Raw genomic sequence first — 16,634 nt, forward strand, 5'->3', positions numbered from 1 at the left:
CTTTTTTGTTCTACAATGGTAAATAGTAAAAAATAACACCGCTTCAGTTTTCGGATTGAAGTAACAAAGAAAGGGAGTTAGCGCTATGGGAAATTTTCAAGTTATTGATCATCCACTAATTCAACACAAATTAACAATTATTCGTGATAAGAATTGTGGTACTAAGGTCTTTCGTGAGGTTGTTAATGAAATATCAATGCTGATGGCATTTGAGGTTTCACGTGACATGCCCCTAGAAGATGTTGAGATTGAAACGCCAGTCGGTAAATCAATTCAAAAAACACTTTCAGGTAAAAAAGTAGCTATAATTCCAATTCTTCGTGCTGGTATCGGCATGGTAGACGGAATGTTGGATTTAATTCCAGCAGCCAAGGTAGGACATATTGGGATGTATCGTGATCATGATACATGGGAACCAGTAGAATATTTTGTTAAATTACCATCTGATATTGAAACACGTCAGTTATTTGTTGTTGATCCAATGTTAGCCACAGGAGGCTCTGCTATTTTAGCAGTCGACGCTCTGAAAAAACGTGGTGGAACAAACATTAAATTTGTTTGTTTAGTAGCAGCTCCAGAAGGAGTTAAAGCTTTACACGATGCCCATCCAGATGTCGATATCATTACGGCAGGTTTAGATGAAAAACTAAACGAAGATGGCTACATCGTTCCAGGTCTAGGAGATGCTGGGGACCGTTTATTCGGTACAAAATAATCAAACAAAAAAGACTGCCATTGGCAGTCTTTTTTTGCTTAATAAGCAAAACTTGTCATTAGATTACCGAAGCCAGCGCCATCATATCCAGGGGATACACGCACGCGTTTTAAGGCAAATAGTCCATCGCTAGCACTAGCATAGCCAGGTTCAGTTGTGACAGCCATTTTATAACCAGCTTTTTCAGATAGTTCAATCGTAGTATCATCGTAACGTCCTACAGGATAGCAGAGTGTGTTGGTATCTTGTTTTAAGTTTTTATCTAAAAAATTTTTAGATGAGTTCATTTCTTCCGTTTGTTCTGCCGGAGTCATTTGATTTAATTCTAAGTGATTGTATGTGTGACTCTGGATACTAACTAGGCCAGAGTCACTCATTTCTTTAGCCTGTTCAAGAGTGAAACCATTATCACTCTTTTGTTTTTTGATAATAGAATTAATCGTTGCTTTCATCTTTAAATCTTTTAAGATGGGGAAGCCTTCCTCATAGTTATCAAGGTAGCCATCATCAAAGGTAACCCAGACAATGTTTTCGGCAGGTTTTTTATTAGTTGTTAACACTAAATAGGCTTCTTCTGGTGTCAGCGTATAATAGTCATTCTCTTTCAACCACGCCATGTGTTGGCGAAATTCAGCTGGTGGGACTCTTAAGCTGTTACCTTCAGATAAGCTATGATACATCAAGATAGGGAAGTTGATTTCTGCCTCAGAAGAGAGCCAGTTTTTGGTATTTGGTTCAGTTTTAGCTGGTTTAGAATCAGGTTCTTTCGTTGTTTCGGTTAGTTGAAGCGAGCTAGTTTCTTCAGTTTGTTGAGTCGTGGGGGCTGTTTTATTAGATAATTGTGATTGACGGTAAAAGATAAATCCTAGTTGTGCAAGGATGATGGCAACTAACAGGCTAATAATCCATTTTCTCATAAGGCAGAACTCCTTTAATAATAGTGAGTTTAGAATACCATATATATAGTGGTAAAGTTAAGACTTTCTTTACAGTTACGGAAGGTACTTAGTTGTGTATCAGTTCAAAAAAAGATACAATTAACTGTAATAAATCACGTGAAGAGGATAATTTTAAATGAAAAGATTTTTAAAAGATATCAGTATTATTTTAGGAGTGTTGCTCCTATTTGCTGTAGGGCTAATTGCGTTTACACCATACCCTGCAACCAACTTAATAAATAGTCTGTTTGCTAAGGGTGGGCCAGCTAAAGAGCCGGCTGATTTTCAAAAGCGAATGGATAAAATTCAAAATTACAATGATTTAACGTATCAATCAGAGCAACCACAAAATAAATATGATTTAGTTCGGCCTGATACAGAAGAAAAAGTTCCAGTCATCATTTGGGTGCATGGGGGCGCTTTTGTTGGAGGACAAAAAGAAGATAATCGGATTTATACACAGATGTTAGCCTCTGAAGGTTATGCTGTAGCCAATATGAATTATGCTTTAGCGCCAGGAACGAAATATCCTAGCCCGCTGATTCAATTAGGTGAGTTGTATAAAGAGTTGGAAAAACAAGCAGCTACCTATAACTTAGACTTATCGAAAGTATTCTTTGCCGGTGATTCGGCAGGTGGTCAAATAAGCATGCAGTTTTTAGCTATTCAACTAGATTCTGATTACAGTAAAAAGGTGGGACTACCAAGTGTGGTTCCAGTAGATACCATCAAAGGTGGGCTGTTATTCTGTACGCCATTTTCTTTAAAAGATTTAAGTGATTTAGGTGACTCTAAGGTCATCGATTATTTTGTTAAAAATATTGGCTGGGCCTATACGGGCGACCGTTACTGGCTAAATTCTAACAAAGTCAAAGAAGCAGATCTTATATCAGTCGTTGCTAAAAAAATGCCACCGTTATTCATTACTGACGGAAATGAATTTTCATTTCCGGTGCAAGGCCAAAGTTTTGCAAAGAAAATGCGAGAACAAGGAACAGATGTGACGACGGTCTTTTATCCGGAGTCAAAAGAATCGCTAATGCATGAATATCAGTTCGACATGACGTTGAAAGCGTCTCAAGAAACCTTTGAAGAGGTAAAAGAATTTATCGGTAAACATAAATAGTATAAAAGAATTTTAAGATAAGCAGTTTGTACGCACGGTACAGTAAATTCGTAGTATGATAGTAAAAGAAATTAACTAAAGGAGAAAGATATGGGTAATTTTAGAAAAGACTATGATTTAGATAATCGAATTGATTATGGGATTATTTTGCCAGTCTTTGTTTTAATTTTAATGGGCTTAGGAGCCTTGTACGTTGCGCTGTCTCACAATCCTTTAGTCGGTGATGTGACAAATGCAATGATTAAGCAAGTTTTATGGGTTTTAATTGGAGCCGTTGCGGTGGTAGTTATGATGCAGTTTAGTTCACGCTTATTGTGGCGTCTAACGCCATTCTTTTATGGCTTAGGATTGCTACTGATGACCTTGTTAATTTGGTTCCATGATGAAAATTTAGCAGCTGTTACCGGGTCGAGAAACTGGTTTAACTTTGGTGGCTTAATGTTTCAGCCGTCTGAGTTGATGAAGATTGCTTATATTTTAATGTTAGCTTTTGTTGTCACTCGTCATAATTTGGTGAATGAGCATGAATTTAAAAATGATATGAATCTAATCGGGAAAATGCTTTTGGTCACATTGCCAGTGGTCTTGTTGCTGAAATTTCAACAAGATTTAGGGACAATGTTAGTCTATGTGGCTATTTTAGGTGGGGTATTCCTGATGTCAGGTATTTCTTGGCGAATTATTATTCCTTGTATTACAGTATTTGTCGTTTTAGCTGCAGGCACTATTTTTTTAATCACCACAGATGCAGGGCGTGATTTCTTATCAACTGTAGGGGTAAAAGACTATCAATTATCAAGGATTGATTCATGGCAAGATCCTTTCCATGATCCAACTGGGAAATCATTGCAACAAGCACAAGCTATTACTGCCATTGGTTCGGGTGGTGTGACGGGGAAAGGCTTTAATGTCTCGGATGTTCATGTGCCAGTTAGGGAGTCTGATATGATTTTTACCGTCATTGGTGAGAATTTTGGTTTCATAGGCGGCGCCTTGATGATTATGATGTATTTTATTTTGATCTATCGTATGATTCGAGTTTGTTTTGATACTAACAATGAATTCTATGCCTACATTGCAACAGGTATTATTATGATGATTTTATTCCATGTGTTTGAAAACATTGGAGCGAATATTGGTTTGTTACCATTAACGGGTATTCCGTTACCATTTGTCAGCCAAGGTGGGTCATCGCTATTGGGAAATATGATTGGGGTAGGAATTATCTTGTCGATGCGTTATCAAAAAAATCCAAGTTTAAAACTTTAATCTGTTGATTAGAGTTTTTTATTTTGGCTGAAAGGCAAGGTTCTCTATGCTATAATGAACTAGAAATAAAGATGAAATGGGGAAAACAAATGTATAATTTTTATTGGTATCCTAAATGTTCAACATGTAAACGTGCAAAAGTCTGGTTAGATGAACACGGTATTTCATATAACACAATTGATATGGTAGAAACACCACCCACTAAAGAGCAACTTATGGGCTGGATGGCGATCACTGATTTACCAGTTCGCCGTTTCTTTAACACAAGTGGTGTTCGTTACCGCGAACAAGGGTTGAAAGATATCGTGAACGATTTTAGTCATGAGGAAGCAGCAGATCGATTAAAAGTAGATGGTATGTTAATTAAGCGTCCAATCTTAGAAAAACCAGGACAACCGGTTGTTTTAGGATTTAAAGAAGCCGCTTATGAAGAACTGACTAAGTAGGTGGCAATACATGATGAAAAAAATTAGTAATAAGCAATTATGGATTGAAGAAAAAAACCAACAATATCGTATTGGGTTAACAAACCAAGGGCAAGATGATTTTGGTAATGTGACATTTGTGATGTTTCCTAAAGTAGGACAAGTCATCGAAACAGGAGATACAATCACAGAGCTAGAAGCAGAAAAAGCTGTGACAGAATTATTGAGTCCCGTAGCTGGTGTGATTAAAGAAGTCAATCAAGCTGCTTTAAACGACTCGTCAATTTTAGATAATCCTCTGGAATCAGAGGCTTGGTTAGTAACATTAGAACAAGTTTCTCCTGAAGAGTTTCAAGCGTTATAATAAAAAGATCACTCTATTGAGTGGTCTTTTTTTGTGTCGAGGTGTATCAATTGCAGTTATTCATAAAAGGGATTAAAATTGTATTAATAAGTGAGGTGATGACGATGTATCAAGTGGTAACGATGCACGGAGAAAATGAGCCGTGGTGGTTTTTTGAGGATTGGCGTGATGATATTTTAACAGAGGATAGTTATGATGACTTTCAAGTTGCCTTAAAAGCATTTGAGAAAGCATTGGTCAACACCCATACACAATTACCGGAAATTAAAGGAAAAGATAACTTCTTAATTGCTTGTTGGGATCCGCAAGAATTAAGATATTGCGACGACTGTGATGAAGATGTGCAACTCTATCATGGCATATTGCTTTTGAAAGATGGTAAAAAGATTAACGCCGATGGTAAAGAAGCTGAAGAAGCCATGTATTATCGCCAAAAAACGAAATGTTGTAAACGACGGGATTAGGTCAATCAATGAAACTATTAGGATAGTCCGCAAGCGGGGCGCTCTAATAGTTTTTTGCTTTTGTGAAGCATTGATATTTGTAGTATAATAGATAAGAATTTAAGGAGGCTGAACATGGCAACGAAAAAAGGTAATAAAACTAAATTAACGAAGAAACAGCAAGCTGCACAACAAGCACAACAAGATCAATTAATGAATGTGATCACTGGTGTGGTTCTTGTACTAATTGGGGTCTTCGGTATTTTTAAACTAGGCTTCCTAGGAACTGCCATTACAAACTTATTAAGAATTATCGTAGGGAATGCTTACCCAGTTCTAGGTATCTTGTTAATAGCCTATGGTGTTTACATAATGTTCAAAGGACGTAAAATAACTATTCCAAATAAAAAAATTGCAGTGGGACTGACATTACTTTTCTTAAGTGTTCTGGTTTTCATGCACGCTTTATTATTTAGAACAAGAATTGCTGATAACCCAAATGTTTTTGGTATGACCTGGGAACTGCTATTATCAGACTTGAAAAATAATGTTATTAGCGAGCCGGTTGGCGGCGGCTTAATTGGCGCTGTTTTATACAAGGTTATTCACTTTTTGGTTTCCCAAGTAGGAGCATACATCGTTTCTGTTATTGTCTTTGGTATTGGTTTGGCGATGACTTTAGATGTGAAATGGGCACAAGTTGTAGAGCTTGTTCAAGGAATATGGGGGAAATTAAACCATAGTTTTGCTGAAAAACAAGAAGCCCGCGCTATTAAAAATGAGCAGCGTGCTAAAGAGCGTGAAGCTATAGAGTTGGAAATTGCGCAACGTGAATTGACTGAAGCGAATCAATTGAAACAAGATGCTATTTTGGCAGAAGGTAAAGATTATCCTTTTTCTACTTTAGCAGAAGAGGAAGTCGCGCAAGCCCCGCTTGAAATTGATACCTATCAAAGTCAATATGATGATAAACCAACCCTTAGTATTGTTCCAGATGAACCTGCCATGGAAGACACAAGTGATGAAGTTGAAGATGATGGTGTAGATTTAGATTTCGACATTCCACAAGAAACAGAAAATCGTGATTATGTTTTACCGCCTTCAACATTGCTGAATGAAATTCCATTAACAGATCAAAGTGATGAATATAAATCAATCGAACACAATGTGGGTGTCTTAGAGCAAACCTTCAAGAGTTTTGGTGTCGATGCCAAAGTGGTTCGAGCTAGTTTAGGGCCATCTGTTACAAAGTATGAAATTCAACCAGCAGTGGGCGTTAAAGTCAGTAAAATTGTTAGTTTAACTGATGATTTAGCCTTAGCTTTAGCAGCGAAAGATATTCGAATGGAAGCACCAATTCCAGGTAAATCATTAATTGGAATTGAAGTCCCTAACAATACAGTTAGCATGGTATCGTTCCGAGATATTATTGAAGCTCAACCGAAAAGTGCAAGTAACTTATTAGAAGTTCCTTTAGGCCGAGATATTTCTGGTTCTGTTGTTTCAGCTGACTTGGCTAAAATGCCTCACATGTTAATTGCTGGTTCAACAGGTAGTGGTAAATCAGTCTGTATTAATGGAATCATTACGAGTATCTTAATGAGAGCGAAACCTCATGAAGTTAAATTAATGATGATTGACCCGAAAATGGTTGAGTTAAATGTTTATAATGGCATTCCTCATTTATTAACACCAGTGGTAACGAATCCGCGTAAAGCGGCGCAAGCGTTACATAAGGTTGTAGGTGAGATGGAAAGTCGTTATGAAATGTTTGCGGCAAGTGGTGTCCGTAACATTACTGGTTATAATGAAATGGTCGCAAAACACAACGAAAAAGATGGCGGTAATCGCCCGATCTTACCATTCATTGTTGTCATTGTAGATGAGTTAGCCGATTTAATGATGGTAGCAAGTAATGAAGTTGAAGATGCGATCATTCGTTTAGCGCAAATGGCTCGTGCTGCGGGTATCCACATGATTCTTGCAACGCAACGCCCAAGTGTGGACGTTATTACCGGTATTATTAAAGCGAACGTGCCATCGAGAATCGCTTTTGCTGTCTCAAGTGGGACAGACTCTCGTACAATTATTGATAGTAATGGTGCTGAAAAATTATTAGGTCGAGGAGATATGTTGTTCCTACCAATGGGGCAAAATAAACCGACTCGTGTCCAAGGTGCCTTCATTTCTGATTCAGAAGTTGAAGATTTAGTTGCGTTTGTAACGGATCAACAAGGAGCCGATTATCGTGAAGATATGATGCCAACCGATGAACCAGAAGGTGGGACAGCTGGAGATGGTTCAGACTTAGATGAACTTTTTGAAGAAGCTGTGGCCTGTGTTGTCCATGAAGGAAAAGCCAGTGCTTCGTTACTACAACGTCGTTTCCGAATTGGTTATAACCGAGCAGCACGCTTAGTTGATCAAATGGAAGATATGGGTGTCGTTGGCCCTTCGGAAGGAAGTAAAGGGCGTAAGATTTTGAAATCGGCAGTCCCTGAAGAACCAACGAATCAAGTTGAAGAATCACCAAACGACTTACCATTTTAATAAAATAAAAGAAGCTGTGAGAGAAATCTCACAGCTTCTTTTTTAGTGATTTGATCTAGTTTGTAATAGTGAACTTTCATAGTAATTTAGTGATTGTCTTAAATGGTTTAGCATCGACAAAGTGATACGTCCATCTTGGAATAATTCTTGAACGATTTCGCGCTCGCTATCAATCGCTTTCATATAAAATTCTTGAACCAGCTTTTGATAATCTTTTTTCGAGATTTCACTTGCTTGACGCAAGCGATGTAGCTTATGTAAATATTCATGCAGCTTTTGGTTAGCGATGTGCTTATGTAATTCATAAGCTTCAGAATCTGGTATTAAAGTTTTTTTATAAGCTTGTAAACTTGTAATAGCTCCTAAGGTGCTAGCTTCTTCTAACATGAGGATAGAGGTGTCACCCAGTATTGCTTCCTCATCATGTTGAGCGGCTTTCATGCGCCAAAAAGCTAAGTTTCCTTGTTTGCGTAAAACGAAGAAGTAACGTTTGATTGAATTGATGAAACCGGGCTCAAAAGAAACGCGCTTCATTTGTAAAATTTTTGTGTATTGTTTGGCTAGTGTTTTAGAAACCTCATCATGTTCAACTAATTCTTGAATGGCTGAATTCTCACCATTGACAGCAATTTCTTGCACTTTTCGCTCGATTTTAGAGTAGTGTAAGTTTGTTTGGTCATCATTATGTTCACGATATAAGTGACGAAGCCGGGCTTCGAATTCATGAATTAAATCTGACACAATCAACGGTTGTTCAGCTGTGGCAGCTTCACGTTTTAAAGTGACTAAAGCTTCTTTCACCATTAGTTGACGCGCTTCAAGTTCGGTTAATTTGTTTTCTTGCTCTTCTTTATGATACTCGTAAAAATCATCTGATTTACTCATAGGCTCATTACCAACAAGCGGTAAGCGTATTTTTTTCTTAGTTAAAATTGGGAGTGTTACAGTGGCTACAATTAAACTAGTAAGAACAACTCCACAGGCAATCGTAATAACTAATGAACGTTGGCTAAAGCTTTCACCGTTTGGCAAGAAATAGGGAACAGACATAATTGTCGCCATACTAATCGCTCCACGGACACCTGTCAATCCTGTCATCAGAGCTTTGTTGAATGAAGGTCGTGTCGTTTTTTCATCTTTTTTAAGGTTAGTTAACCACATATATAGATAAGACCAAATCACACGGATAACTAATAGGAAGAACCAAATGCTTAAAATATATTTTAACAGGGTTGAATTATGAATGGTTGGGTCCGCTAACGTTTCTTTCATAGCGACTGGTAATTGCAAACCAAGTAGCACGAAAATCAAACCATTTAATAAATAAACCATCATGTCCCACATCTTGTTGGTGATTAATCTAACTTCAGAATATTGACTTCTAAAGATAGGGGCTTGATTAATCGAAATCAAACCTGCTGAAACGACAGCGATAACACCAGATGCGTGGGCAATTTCATCAGCTAAAATATAAATTAAGAACGGTGTTAACAACTGGATTGTCGTATGTAATATCGCATCTTGAATACCTTGTTGAACAAGTAGCATCCGTAAGAAATGGATTAACATCATCGATAAAACACCGATCACAACACCGGCAATTGCCATATAAAAGAAATCGATTGTGGCATGTGCTAGTGAAAACTGCCCTGTCATAAATGCAGCTAAGGCATATTTAAAAGCGATCAAGCCACTAGCATCGTTAATCAAACTTTCGCCACTAATCAGACTTAAAATTTTCTTTGGGAGTTTGATTTGTTCAGCAATTCCGTGAACAGCAACTGGATCTGTTGGCGAAAGCACGGCAACTAAAGCCATGGCTAAAGGTAATGGGAAAGCCGGAATTAACCAGTGGATAAAGTAGCCACCCACAACTGTTGTTAAAAGTACTAACCAGATAGCATAAGCAAAAATAGGAGCTTTTAATTCCCACAATTCATTTTTAGGGAAAAGTTTACCATCATTGAATAGCAATGGTGCAACAAACAAAAGCATAAACCAATCAGATTCCATCTGAATCTGAAAATTAAATATTAGTGCAATTAGTAATCCTACGCCGATTTCAATTAGGGCAGTGGGAATTGATACTAAATAATGACTAATAATATTGGATAAAACAACAAGTAAGACCATTAAAATACTTGCGATTAATATTGTCATAAACTCACCTCGTAATTATTATAGCAAAAAAAATAGTGCGATAACTAAAATCTTGCCTTGTTAAATTATATATTAGAAAAAAGTTATACATCATTAAATCAATAGTTGGCAGATAAAAGGGGCTGTGAGATAATACTTTAAATAACCAAAGGGAGATAGTCATTATGAAAGAAAAAGTTATGGGGAGTATGGGTGTTGTTTTTTTATTAGGTCTAATCATGTTTGTTATGGCTCTTGTTATGGGGGGATTTTAAAATTGTTAGGGGTAGAAAGTACGTCTAAAGGCATGTTGATTTTATTTTTGATGGTAGCAATCATTATTGGATTGGTTCTTGAACCAGTAGTAACGGGAATTTGCAAGGGACTTGCAAGAGCAATTAATATTCCGCTTAAAACAGCATTTGTCGGTTATTTAATTTTAGGTTTTATTGTTGATATATTAATTTTTATAGGCGTAGATTATTTGTTTACGAGTGTTTGGCTACCGACATCAGCTATAGTTATTTTTTCCATGCTAGGAACGCTTTTGGAAATTATCTTGGAACGAACAGAAAAAGAGTGGCAATAAAGCCTTTTCATCATCATAGCAGCATCTTAGAACATTGCCTTTCGCTGTTATTTAGGCTATACTCTCAAAGAGAGAAAAACTGAAATGAGGAACATATAATGAAACAATCGATATATAGTTTGACTCAAGACAAGTTGAAAGCTTGGTTTGAAGAACACGGCGAGAAAAAGTTTAGAGCAACTCAAGTTTGGGATTGGCTATACGTCAAACGTGTTCGCACATTTGATGAAATGAGTAACTTAGGAAAAGGGACTATTGATCTTTTAAATGAAAATTTTGATATGAGTCCGCTAACAGAAGTGGTTGTTCAAGAATCAAAAGATGGAACAATTAAATATTTATTCCAATTAGAAGATAAAAACATGATTGAAACCGTGTTGATGCGTCATGAATATGGCTTATCAGTTTGTGTGACAACTCAAGTTGGTTGTAATATTGGGTGTACATTCTGTGCCAGTGGTCTGTTGACAAAACAACGTGATTTATCAGCTGGTGAAATTGTGGCGCAAATTATGCAAGTTCAATTCTATCTAGACCAACAAGGTAACGGCGATCGTGTCAGTCATATTGTTGTTATGGGAATTGGGGAACCGTTTGACAATTACGATAACGTGATGGACTTCTTAAGAACGGTTAATGATAAAAATGGGTTAGCAATTGGTGCTCGTCATATGACGGTGTCAACAAGTGGCTTAGTTCATAAAATGTATGAGTTTGCTGATGAAGGTATTCAAGTCAACTTGGCTTTATCATTGCACGCACCTAACAATGAAGTTCGAACGTCAATGATGCGTATCAACCGTAGTAATCCAGTGGAAAAATTAATGGAAGCTGTTGATTATTATTTAGAAAAGACTAACCGTAAAATTACGTTTGAATATATTATGATTTCGAATGTGAATGATCGTCCAGAACATGCGCATGAGCTTGGCGAGTTGTTAAAAAATAAAAAGAAATTATGTTACGTTAACTTAATTCCTTATAATCCAGTAAGTGAGCATGACCAATACAGCCGTAGTAGTAAAGCAGATATGAAAACATTCCATGAGATTTTAAGCAAATATGGTGTCAATAACGTTGTTCGTAAAGAACAAGGGACAGATATTGATGCTGCATGTGGTCAATTACGTAGTAAACAAATTAAGAAAAAAGAACGTCGAACAGTAAAAAACTAGTAGCCATTGGCTACTAGTTTTTTAGTTATAACAAGATAATTTATAAAATTTAGCAGGGCGACCGATACCCATTGAACGTTCATCAACTTCTGTTAAAAAAGGTAATAAAGCTTTTTTGAAGTTAGAGTGATCAATATCACGGAAGTCAATGCCTAAGAATTTTGCAAAAACTTTACGTGCTTCCGCCACTGAAAAATCTTCCCCTAATACTTGTAATAGCTTAGGTTCGTGATACATCGTATTTAAAACATGAGTTAGTGCTTTTAAAATAATTTGATCATGGTCAAAAGCTAAGGTTAAAGGACTTGTTCCACGATTTTCTTTAAGGTCCAGAGTAATAACACCATGACCGGGATGTTCTAATAGAAATTCTGAATTAACACGGTTAACATTGAACCATGTTGCTTCTTTGGCATCGTCACCAGCAGTTAAAGGGTCTTCACCGATGAAGGCCAAATAACTAACGGTTACCACCCACCCGCGGGGATCACGGTTAGGGGTGCTGAAAGTATGTAACTGTTCGATGCTATCTAAATTAATCGCAACACCTGTTTCTTCAGCTGTTTCACGCAAGCAAGTATCAGCAGTGGATTCACCACGCTGAACAAACCCACCAGGTAATGCCCAAGAATTTTGGAAAGGGTGGCTATTACGTTTAATTAATAAAAGTTTTAGCTGATCTTCTTCGCGGTTGTAACAAAAAATAACGTTATCAATGGTTACTGAAGGCATATCGTAAGTAGGTTGTTCTTGTTTAGCGTACCAACTTAAAAATTCAGCTTCAGTTGCTTCGTTTTCATAGTAATGTTTTTCTTCTTCTTTATTAGTAAAAGATCCTGACACGAAACTCATCCTTTCCCGATTTCAATAAGTCTATTGTAACAGATTTCAAAGTAAAATAAAAAAAGGTTGAACTGAAAAATCAGTTCAATCTTTTTTATTTTTGACGAATAACTTCAATTTTATAACCATCTGGATCGGTTACGAAGAAGTATGATGGTGGAACGCCTGGTAAAGCTTTTAAATCAGTGACATCAAGTCCGGCAGCTTTTTGTTGTGCGTGTAGCTCTTCAAGATTATCGACGGCAATGGCAATGTGGCTATAACCGTTTCCTAAATCATAAGGATCAGAATCGTAGTTGTACGTTAACTCTAGTTCGTAATCATCTCCAGGGAGTGTCACGTATGATAACGTAAATTTATGATCGGGGAAGTCTCGACGACGAGATTCTTCAAAGTTGAATGCTTTTTTGTAAAATTCTAATGATGCTTCTAAGTTTTGAACACGAATACAGGTATGTGCCATTTTCATAATAAATCATCCTTTCAAAATTAAGTTAAATTAGTTTTCCATTATGGAAGTGACTGTTGAATAAGGATACTTCATTTTGGAATAAACTTAAACTTTCTTGCTCTAACATTTCTCTTGGGAAGAATAAGCGGTCATCTCCGTGAGTTTGACCAGCTAGTGATGCAACTAAAGCACTCGATGTTGATAACTCGGTCAAACTACCATCTTTTTCCATCAAGACAATTTGGGTGCGGTTTTTTTCTTTTTCAGGACGATAGAAATCATAAGGTAGGTCATAAGACGTGTTAATCGCAGTATAATAGGTTTTATCAAAGCCGACTGTGCCAATTAACTCTGATAACTCTTCAACTAAAGCTTGATCTTTTTCTGGATTGAAACGTGCTGACTTAAATGGTTTGCGGTTAAGGAAACGACTTGCCAAATCATTGAGAATTGGATCAGAATCATCTAACCACATATTGAAGTAGGTATTTAAAACCCCATCATCTAATTTTAGATAGTCATTCAATGTATAATTATCTTCAAAGAAGGGACGTAACAAAGGTGTTTGATCATGGAAATAACTTGAATCTTCTTGATGAAGATAAGCACCACGCTTTAATAAATGGTTTAAGATGATTTCCATGCCACGAGAAACGGGATGGAAATAAACTTGCATATACATTTGGTAACGACTCACGATGTAGTCTTCAACAGCGTGCATACCGCTTGCGTTAAAAGTAATGCCATCTTTGTAAGGACGGATGACACGTAAAATTCTCGTTAAATCAAAAGTACCATATTCAATACCAGTGAAGTAAGCATCACGCAATAAGTAATCCATTCGATCGGCATCGATTTGGCTTGAAATCATTTGCACGACTTGTGGATTTTGGTAATCCTTACGAATGACACTAGCAATTTTTTCTGGGAAACCGGCCTCAACGTTATTTAAAATACTGAATATTTCAGTTTCAGGTGAGGTGATAATCGCGACAGTAAATTCTTCATGGTCCGTACCAAAAATACCTTCAAAGGTGTGTGAGTAGGGGCCATGACCGACATCATGCAGTAAGGCTGCACATAAAGCAACTAAACGTTCATTATCATCCCAACCGTTAATAGGGTCTTCCTCAACAGGATAGTTACGTTGAAACAAATCACAAATTTTACGGGTTATTTCATAAACGCCAAGGGAATGGCTGAAACGACTATGCTCACCACCGTGGAATGTAAAAGAGGTTGTTCCTAGTTGTTTGATGCGACGCAGCCTTTGAAATTCTCGAGAATTAATTAAATCTAAAATCACTTGGTGTTCAACATAAATATCGCCGTGAACAGGATCACGGAAAACTTTTTCGATAGGTAAAAACTGATCTTTATACGGTGTCATCTTAAATGGCTCCATTCTTTAAAATATCTTGGTTACGTGTTTTCATTTTTGTTAGATGTTTTTCATAAGCAGTAGCAACGTCTGGCTTACCAAGATGCGTACTTAATGATAAAGGGGTTGCCGTTGCCTTGAATAAGGTTTCGGCAGCATTGGTCAGCATGGTCTGAACTTCTGAAACAGACCAGTTTTGCTGTAATAAATCATTCAGGTTTGCCATGGAGTCTGGATCAACAGAGGGATAACCATTTGTTCCAAAATCTTCTTTTAAAGAAGCGTGATAAAATTGTTGGACAAGTCGCCCACGAGCATCTTGATCGCCATTAATACTTAAATAAATCATGACAGCTAAACCATTACCAATGCGACGTTGTGAGATTCCTGCGAATTTCTTATCGTGAATACTTAAATCGAATTCTCCTGGGCAGTATGATTCACTAATTTCTTTGGCTTCAATCTCTTTAGTAAAAGGACTAAATGTGGCTTGGATTAAGTCAGTCATTAGTTGATACCCTTGGGTTACAGTGATGGGGTCATCAGAAGAATTAGGTAAAACTAATGAAAGGTTTAAAACGCCAGGTTCTGAAATGACAGCTAATCCACCAGAGTTACGAGCGATTGTTTGGTAGTTCCTAGTTTTTAAAAGACCTAAGCCATCTGTTAAAAAAGGTGTACGGGTATCTTTCATACCTAGAATAACTGTCGGAATTGTTGTCCAAAAATGTAAAAAACTATGTTTGTCTTTAGCAGCTTCTTGGATAAATAGATCAGTAACGGCGAAAGGGGCTAAAACATTAGATGCTGATGTGATATCTTGTGAGACCAGATGTAGTTGACTAGGTGTGATATTAGTTGTCATGACGTAGTCCTTTCTATTTTCTTATTCTTTTATTATAGCGGATTTGTTCAAGAAATGCTTTACTTTGATACAGGTGCCCATTCTAGTGAATAAAAAACACCTATAACTTGAATAATGGGTAGAAAATCTTGTAAGATATAGAGATGAAAGAGAATACTTAAGAGGTGAAAATAATGAAAAATGGAACACCCATTCAAATTAAATTAACAACAATTATGAAGCAAGATAAAGAAACTGAAAAGCATCACTTTGATGTGAAAGGAAATGCTGTGAAAAAAGGTGACAGTCTTTACTTGTTGTACGATGAAGAATATCAACTTGAAGGAGCGCAACTTGTCAAAGTACCTGTGATTATGAAGATTAATCAAGATGGTAGTGTTAACTTAACGAGAAGTGCAGAACAACGGACAAAATTAAACTTCACCTTGGAAGGCTCAACTGTTATGAATTATCAAACTCCTTATGGCATGATGGCACTAGAGGTACAAACTAAAGCCATTGAGCATCAACCTCAAGCTCAAGATTATTCAGGTCGTTTAACGATTAAATATCAACTGCATGCAGAGCAAGGTCTCTTAGGAGATTACCACCTAGAATTAGATTATCAAGAAATTAATTAATAACGGTTACTAGTTTAGTGATAAAGCCAATTTTTGATTGCTTTTTAGGGTCAAACTATTGTAAGATAAAGAGTACATTACGAAAGGACGTGTTCCGTTTGGAAATCAAAGCATTTAAAGGTGTAAATAAAGAAGAATTGTCAATGATCGAAGTTGCTCATGCGATTTTAGAACAAAATAAGCAAGAAGTTATGGACTTCTCTGATTTAGTAAATAAAATTCAAAACTTTTTAGGTAAAGCTGATAGCACAATCCGTGAAGATTTAGCACAGTTTTATACTGACTTAAACTTAGATGGAAGTTTCATTTCACTTGGCGAAAACCGTTGGGGTTTACGTTCATGGTATCCAATCGATTCAATCGATGAAGAAGTCTCACACATCGATGAAGATGAAGATACACCACGTCGTAAAAAACGTAAAAAAGTTAATGCCTTCCTTGATATGAACGATGAAGATGCAATTGACTACAATGATGATGATCCAGAAGATGCAGATTTATCTGCTGAAGATGAGTACGAAGAGGAAGAAGAGGAAGAAGAAATCTCTGAGTACAATAAAGACTTGTCTGAAATTGGTGCGGATGCAACAGATGACGATGATGAACTATCTGGTAAATTAGAAGACGAATTAACAGTTGTTGACGAAGACGATATCGACTTTGACGATGACGAAGATGAAGAATAAAAAGTATTGATGAAAGACCAACAAAAAATGTTGGTCTTTTTTTGTTGTGCAGCTA

Annotated in this window: 17 protein-coding genes; 11 read left to right on the forward strand and 6 right to left on the reverse strand. The window is 36.8% G+C overall.

Annotation, left to right across the window (positions count from 1 at the left end):
* The first annotated feature begins 85 nt into the window (after positions 1-85).
* A complete protein-coding gene (upp, locus tag G7081_RS04010) occupies positions 86-715 on the forward strand; it encodes a uracil phosphoribosyltransferase (protein ID WP_166007625.1) in 630 nt (209 codons plus the stop codon).
* Positions 716-753: 38 nt separating this feature from the next.
* Here the strand turns inward: upp and G7081_RS04015 are convergent, their stop codons facing one another.
* Positions 754-1,632, reverse strand: a complete 879-nt coding sequence (locus tag G7081_RS04015; RefSeq protein ID WP_166007627.1) for a polysaccharide deacetylase family protein — start codon at positions 1,630-1,632, stop codon at positions 754-756.
* A 157-nt stretch (positions 1,633-1,789) separates the two neighbouring features.
* Between G7081_RS04015 and G7081_RS04020 the strand changes: the two genes are divergently transcribed.
* The 6 genes from G7081_RS04020 (at position 1,790) to G7081_RS04045 (ending at position 7,830) form a co-directional block, all read left to right on the forward strand.
* The gene (locus G7081_RS04020; protein ID WP_166007629.1) at positions 1,790-2,779 is read left to right on the forward strand and encodes an alpha/beta hydrolase; all 990 of its coding nucleotides are present in this window, start codon (positions 1,790-1,792) and stop codon (positions 2,777-2,779) included.
* Between the two features lie 90 nt (positions 2,780-2,869).
* Positions 2,870-4,048 carry an FtsW/RodA/SpoVE family cell cycle protein gene (locus tag G7081_RS04025; RefSeq protein ID WP_166007631.1) on the forward strand — a complete coding sequence of 393 codons (1,179 nt, stop codon included), beginning with the start codon at positions 2,870-2,872 and terminating at the stop codon, positions 4,046-4,048.
* A gap of 89 nt (positions 4,049-4,137) precedes the next feature.
* Positions 4,138-4,494 (forward strand): arsenate reductase family protein, encoded by a 357-nt coding sequence (locus G7081_RS04030; RefSeq protein WP_166008380.1) that lies wholly within the window; start codon positions 4,138-4,140, stop codon positions 4,492-4,494.
* A 10-nt stretch (positions 4,495-4,504) separates the two neighbouring features.
* On the forward strand, positions 4,505-4,837 hold the full coding sequence (locus tag G7081_RS04035; RefSeq protein ID WP_166007633.1) for a glycine cleavage system H family protein: 333 nt from the start codon (positions 4,505-4,507) through the stop codon (positions 4,835-4,837).
* A gap of 50 nt (positions 4,838-4,887) precedes the next feature.
* Positions 4,888-5,301, forward strand: a complete 414-nt coding sequence (locus G7081_RS04040; RefSeq protein WP_238786618.1) for a DUF1033 family protein — start codon at positions 4,888-4,890, stop codon at positions 5,299-5,301.
* A 114-nt stretch (positions 5,302-5,415) separates the two neighbouring features.
* Positions 5,416-7,830 (forward strand): FtsK/SpoIIIE family DNA translocase, encoded by a 2,415-nt coding sequence (locus G7081_RS04045; RefSeq protein ID WP_166007637.1) that lies wholly within the window; start codon positions 5,416-5,418, stop codon positions 7,828-7,830.
* A gap of 42 nt (positions 7,831-7,872) precedes the next feature.
* Here G7081_RS04045 and G7081_RS04050 read toward each other — a convergent pair whose 3' ends face one another.
* Positions 7,873-9,990 carry a Na+/H+ antiporter gene (locus G7081_RS04050; RefSeq protein WP_166007639.1) on the reverse strand — a complete coding sequence of 706 codons (2,118 nt, stop codon included), beginning with the start codon at positions 9,988-9,990 and terminating at the stop codon, positions 7,873-7,875.
* 256 nt (positions 9,991-10,246) lie between these two features.
* Here G7081_RS04050 and G7081_RS04055 point away from each other — a divergent pair, with 256 nt between their 5' ends.
* Positions 10,247-10,558: a YrvL family regulatory protein gene (locus G7081_RS04055; RefSeq protein ID WP_166007640.1), complete on the forward strand. Its 312-nt coding sequence runs from the start codon at positions 10,247-10,249 to the stop codon at positions 10,556-10,558.
* 95 nt (positions 10,559-10,653) lie between these two features.
* Positions 10,654-11,733, forward strand: coding sequence for a dual-specificity RNA methyltransferase RlmN (gene rlmN / locus G7081_RS04060; RefSeq protein ID WP_166008381.1), 1,080 nt, complete (start codon positions 10,654-10,656; stop codon positions 11,731-11,733).
* Positions 11,734-11,754: 21 nt separating this feature from the next.
* On the opposite strand, the gene G7081_RS04065 is transcribed toward rlmN, so the two are convergent.
* The 4 genes from G7081_RS04065 to G7081_RS04080 form a co-directional block, all read right to left on the reverse strand.
* Complete coding sequence (locus G7081_RS04065; protein ID WP_420824495.1) at positions 11,755-12,576, reverse strand: NUDIX domain-containing protein; 822 nt, start codon at positions 12,574-12,576, stop codon at positions 11,755-11,757.
* Positions 12,577-12,670: 94 nt separating this feature from the next.
* Entirely contained in the window at positions 12,671-13,045 is a 375-nt protein-coding gene (gene gloA / locus G7081_RS04070; protein WP_166007644.1) for a lactoylglutathione lyase, read from the reverse strand.
* 25 nt (positions 13,046-13,070) lie between these two features.
* The gene (locus G7081_RS04075) at positions 13,071-14,417 is read right to left on the reverse strand and encodes an HD domain-containing protein (RefSeq protein WP_166007646.1); all 1,347 of its coding nucleotides are present in this window, start codon (positions 14,415-14,417) and stop codon (positions 13,071-13,073) included.
* 1 nt (position 14,418) lies between these two features.
* Positions 14,419-15,273, reverse strand: a complete 855-nt coding sequence (locus G7081_RS04080) for a lipoate--protein ligase family protein (RefSeq protein ID WP_166007648.1) — start codon at positions 15,271-15,273, stop codon at positions 14,419-14,421.
* A gap of 173 nt (positions 15,274-15,446) precedes the next feature.
* Between G7081_RS04080 and G7081_RS04085 the strand changes: the two genes are divergently transcribed.
* Together G7081_RS04085 and rpoE are read left to right on the forward strand one after the other, a co-directional pair.
* Complete coding sequence (locus tag G7081_RS04085; RefSeq protein ID WP_166007650.1) at positions 15,447-15,893, forward strand: YwiB family protein; 447 nt, start codon at positions 15,447-15,449, stop codon at positions 15,891-15,893.
* 98 nt (positions 15,894-15,991) lie between these two features.
* The gene (rpoE, locus tag G7081_RS04090) at positions 15,992-16,579 is read left to right on the forward strand and encodes a DNA-directed RNA polymerase subunit delta (RefSeq protein WP_166007652.1); all 588 of its coding nucleotides are present in this window, start codon (positions 15,992-15,994) and stop codon (positions 16,577-16,579) included.
* Positions 16,580-16,634 lie beyond the last annotated feature (55 nt).

Source organism: Vagococcus coleopterorum (assembly GCF_011303955.1).
GTDB lineage: Bacteria > Bacillota > Bacilli > Lactobacillales > Vagococcaceae > Vagococcus_D > Vagococcus_D coleopterorum.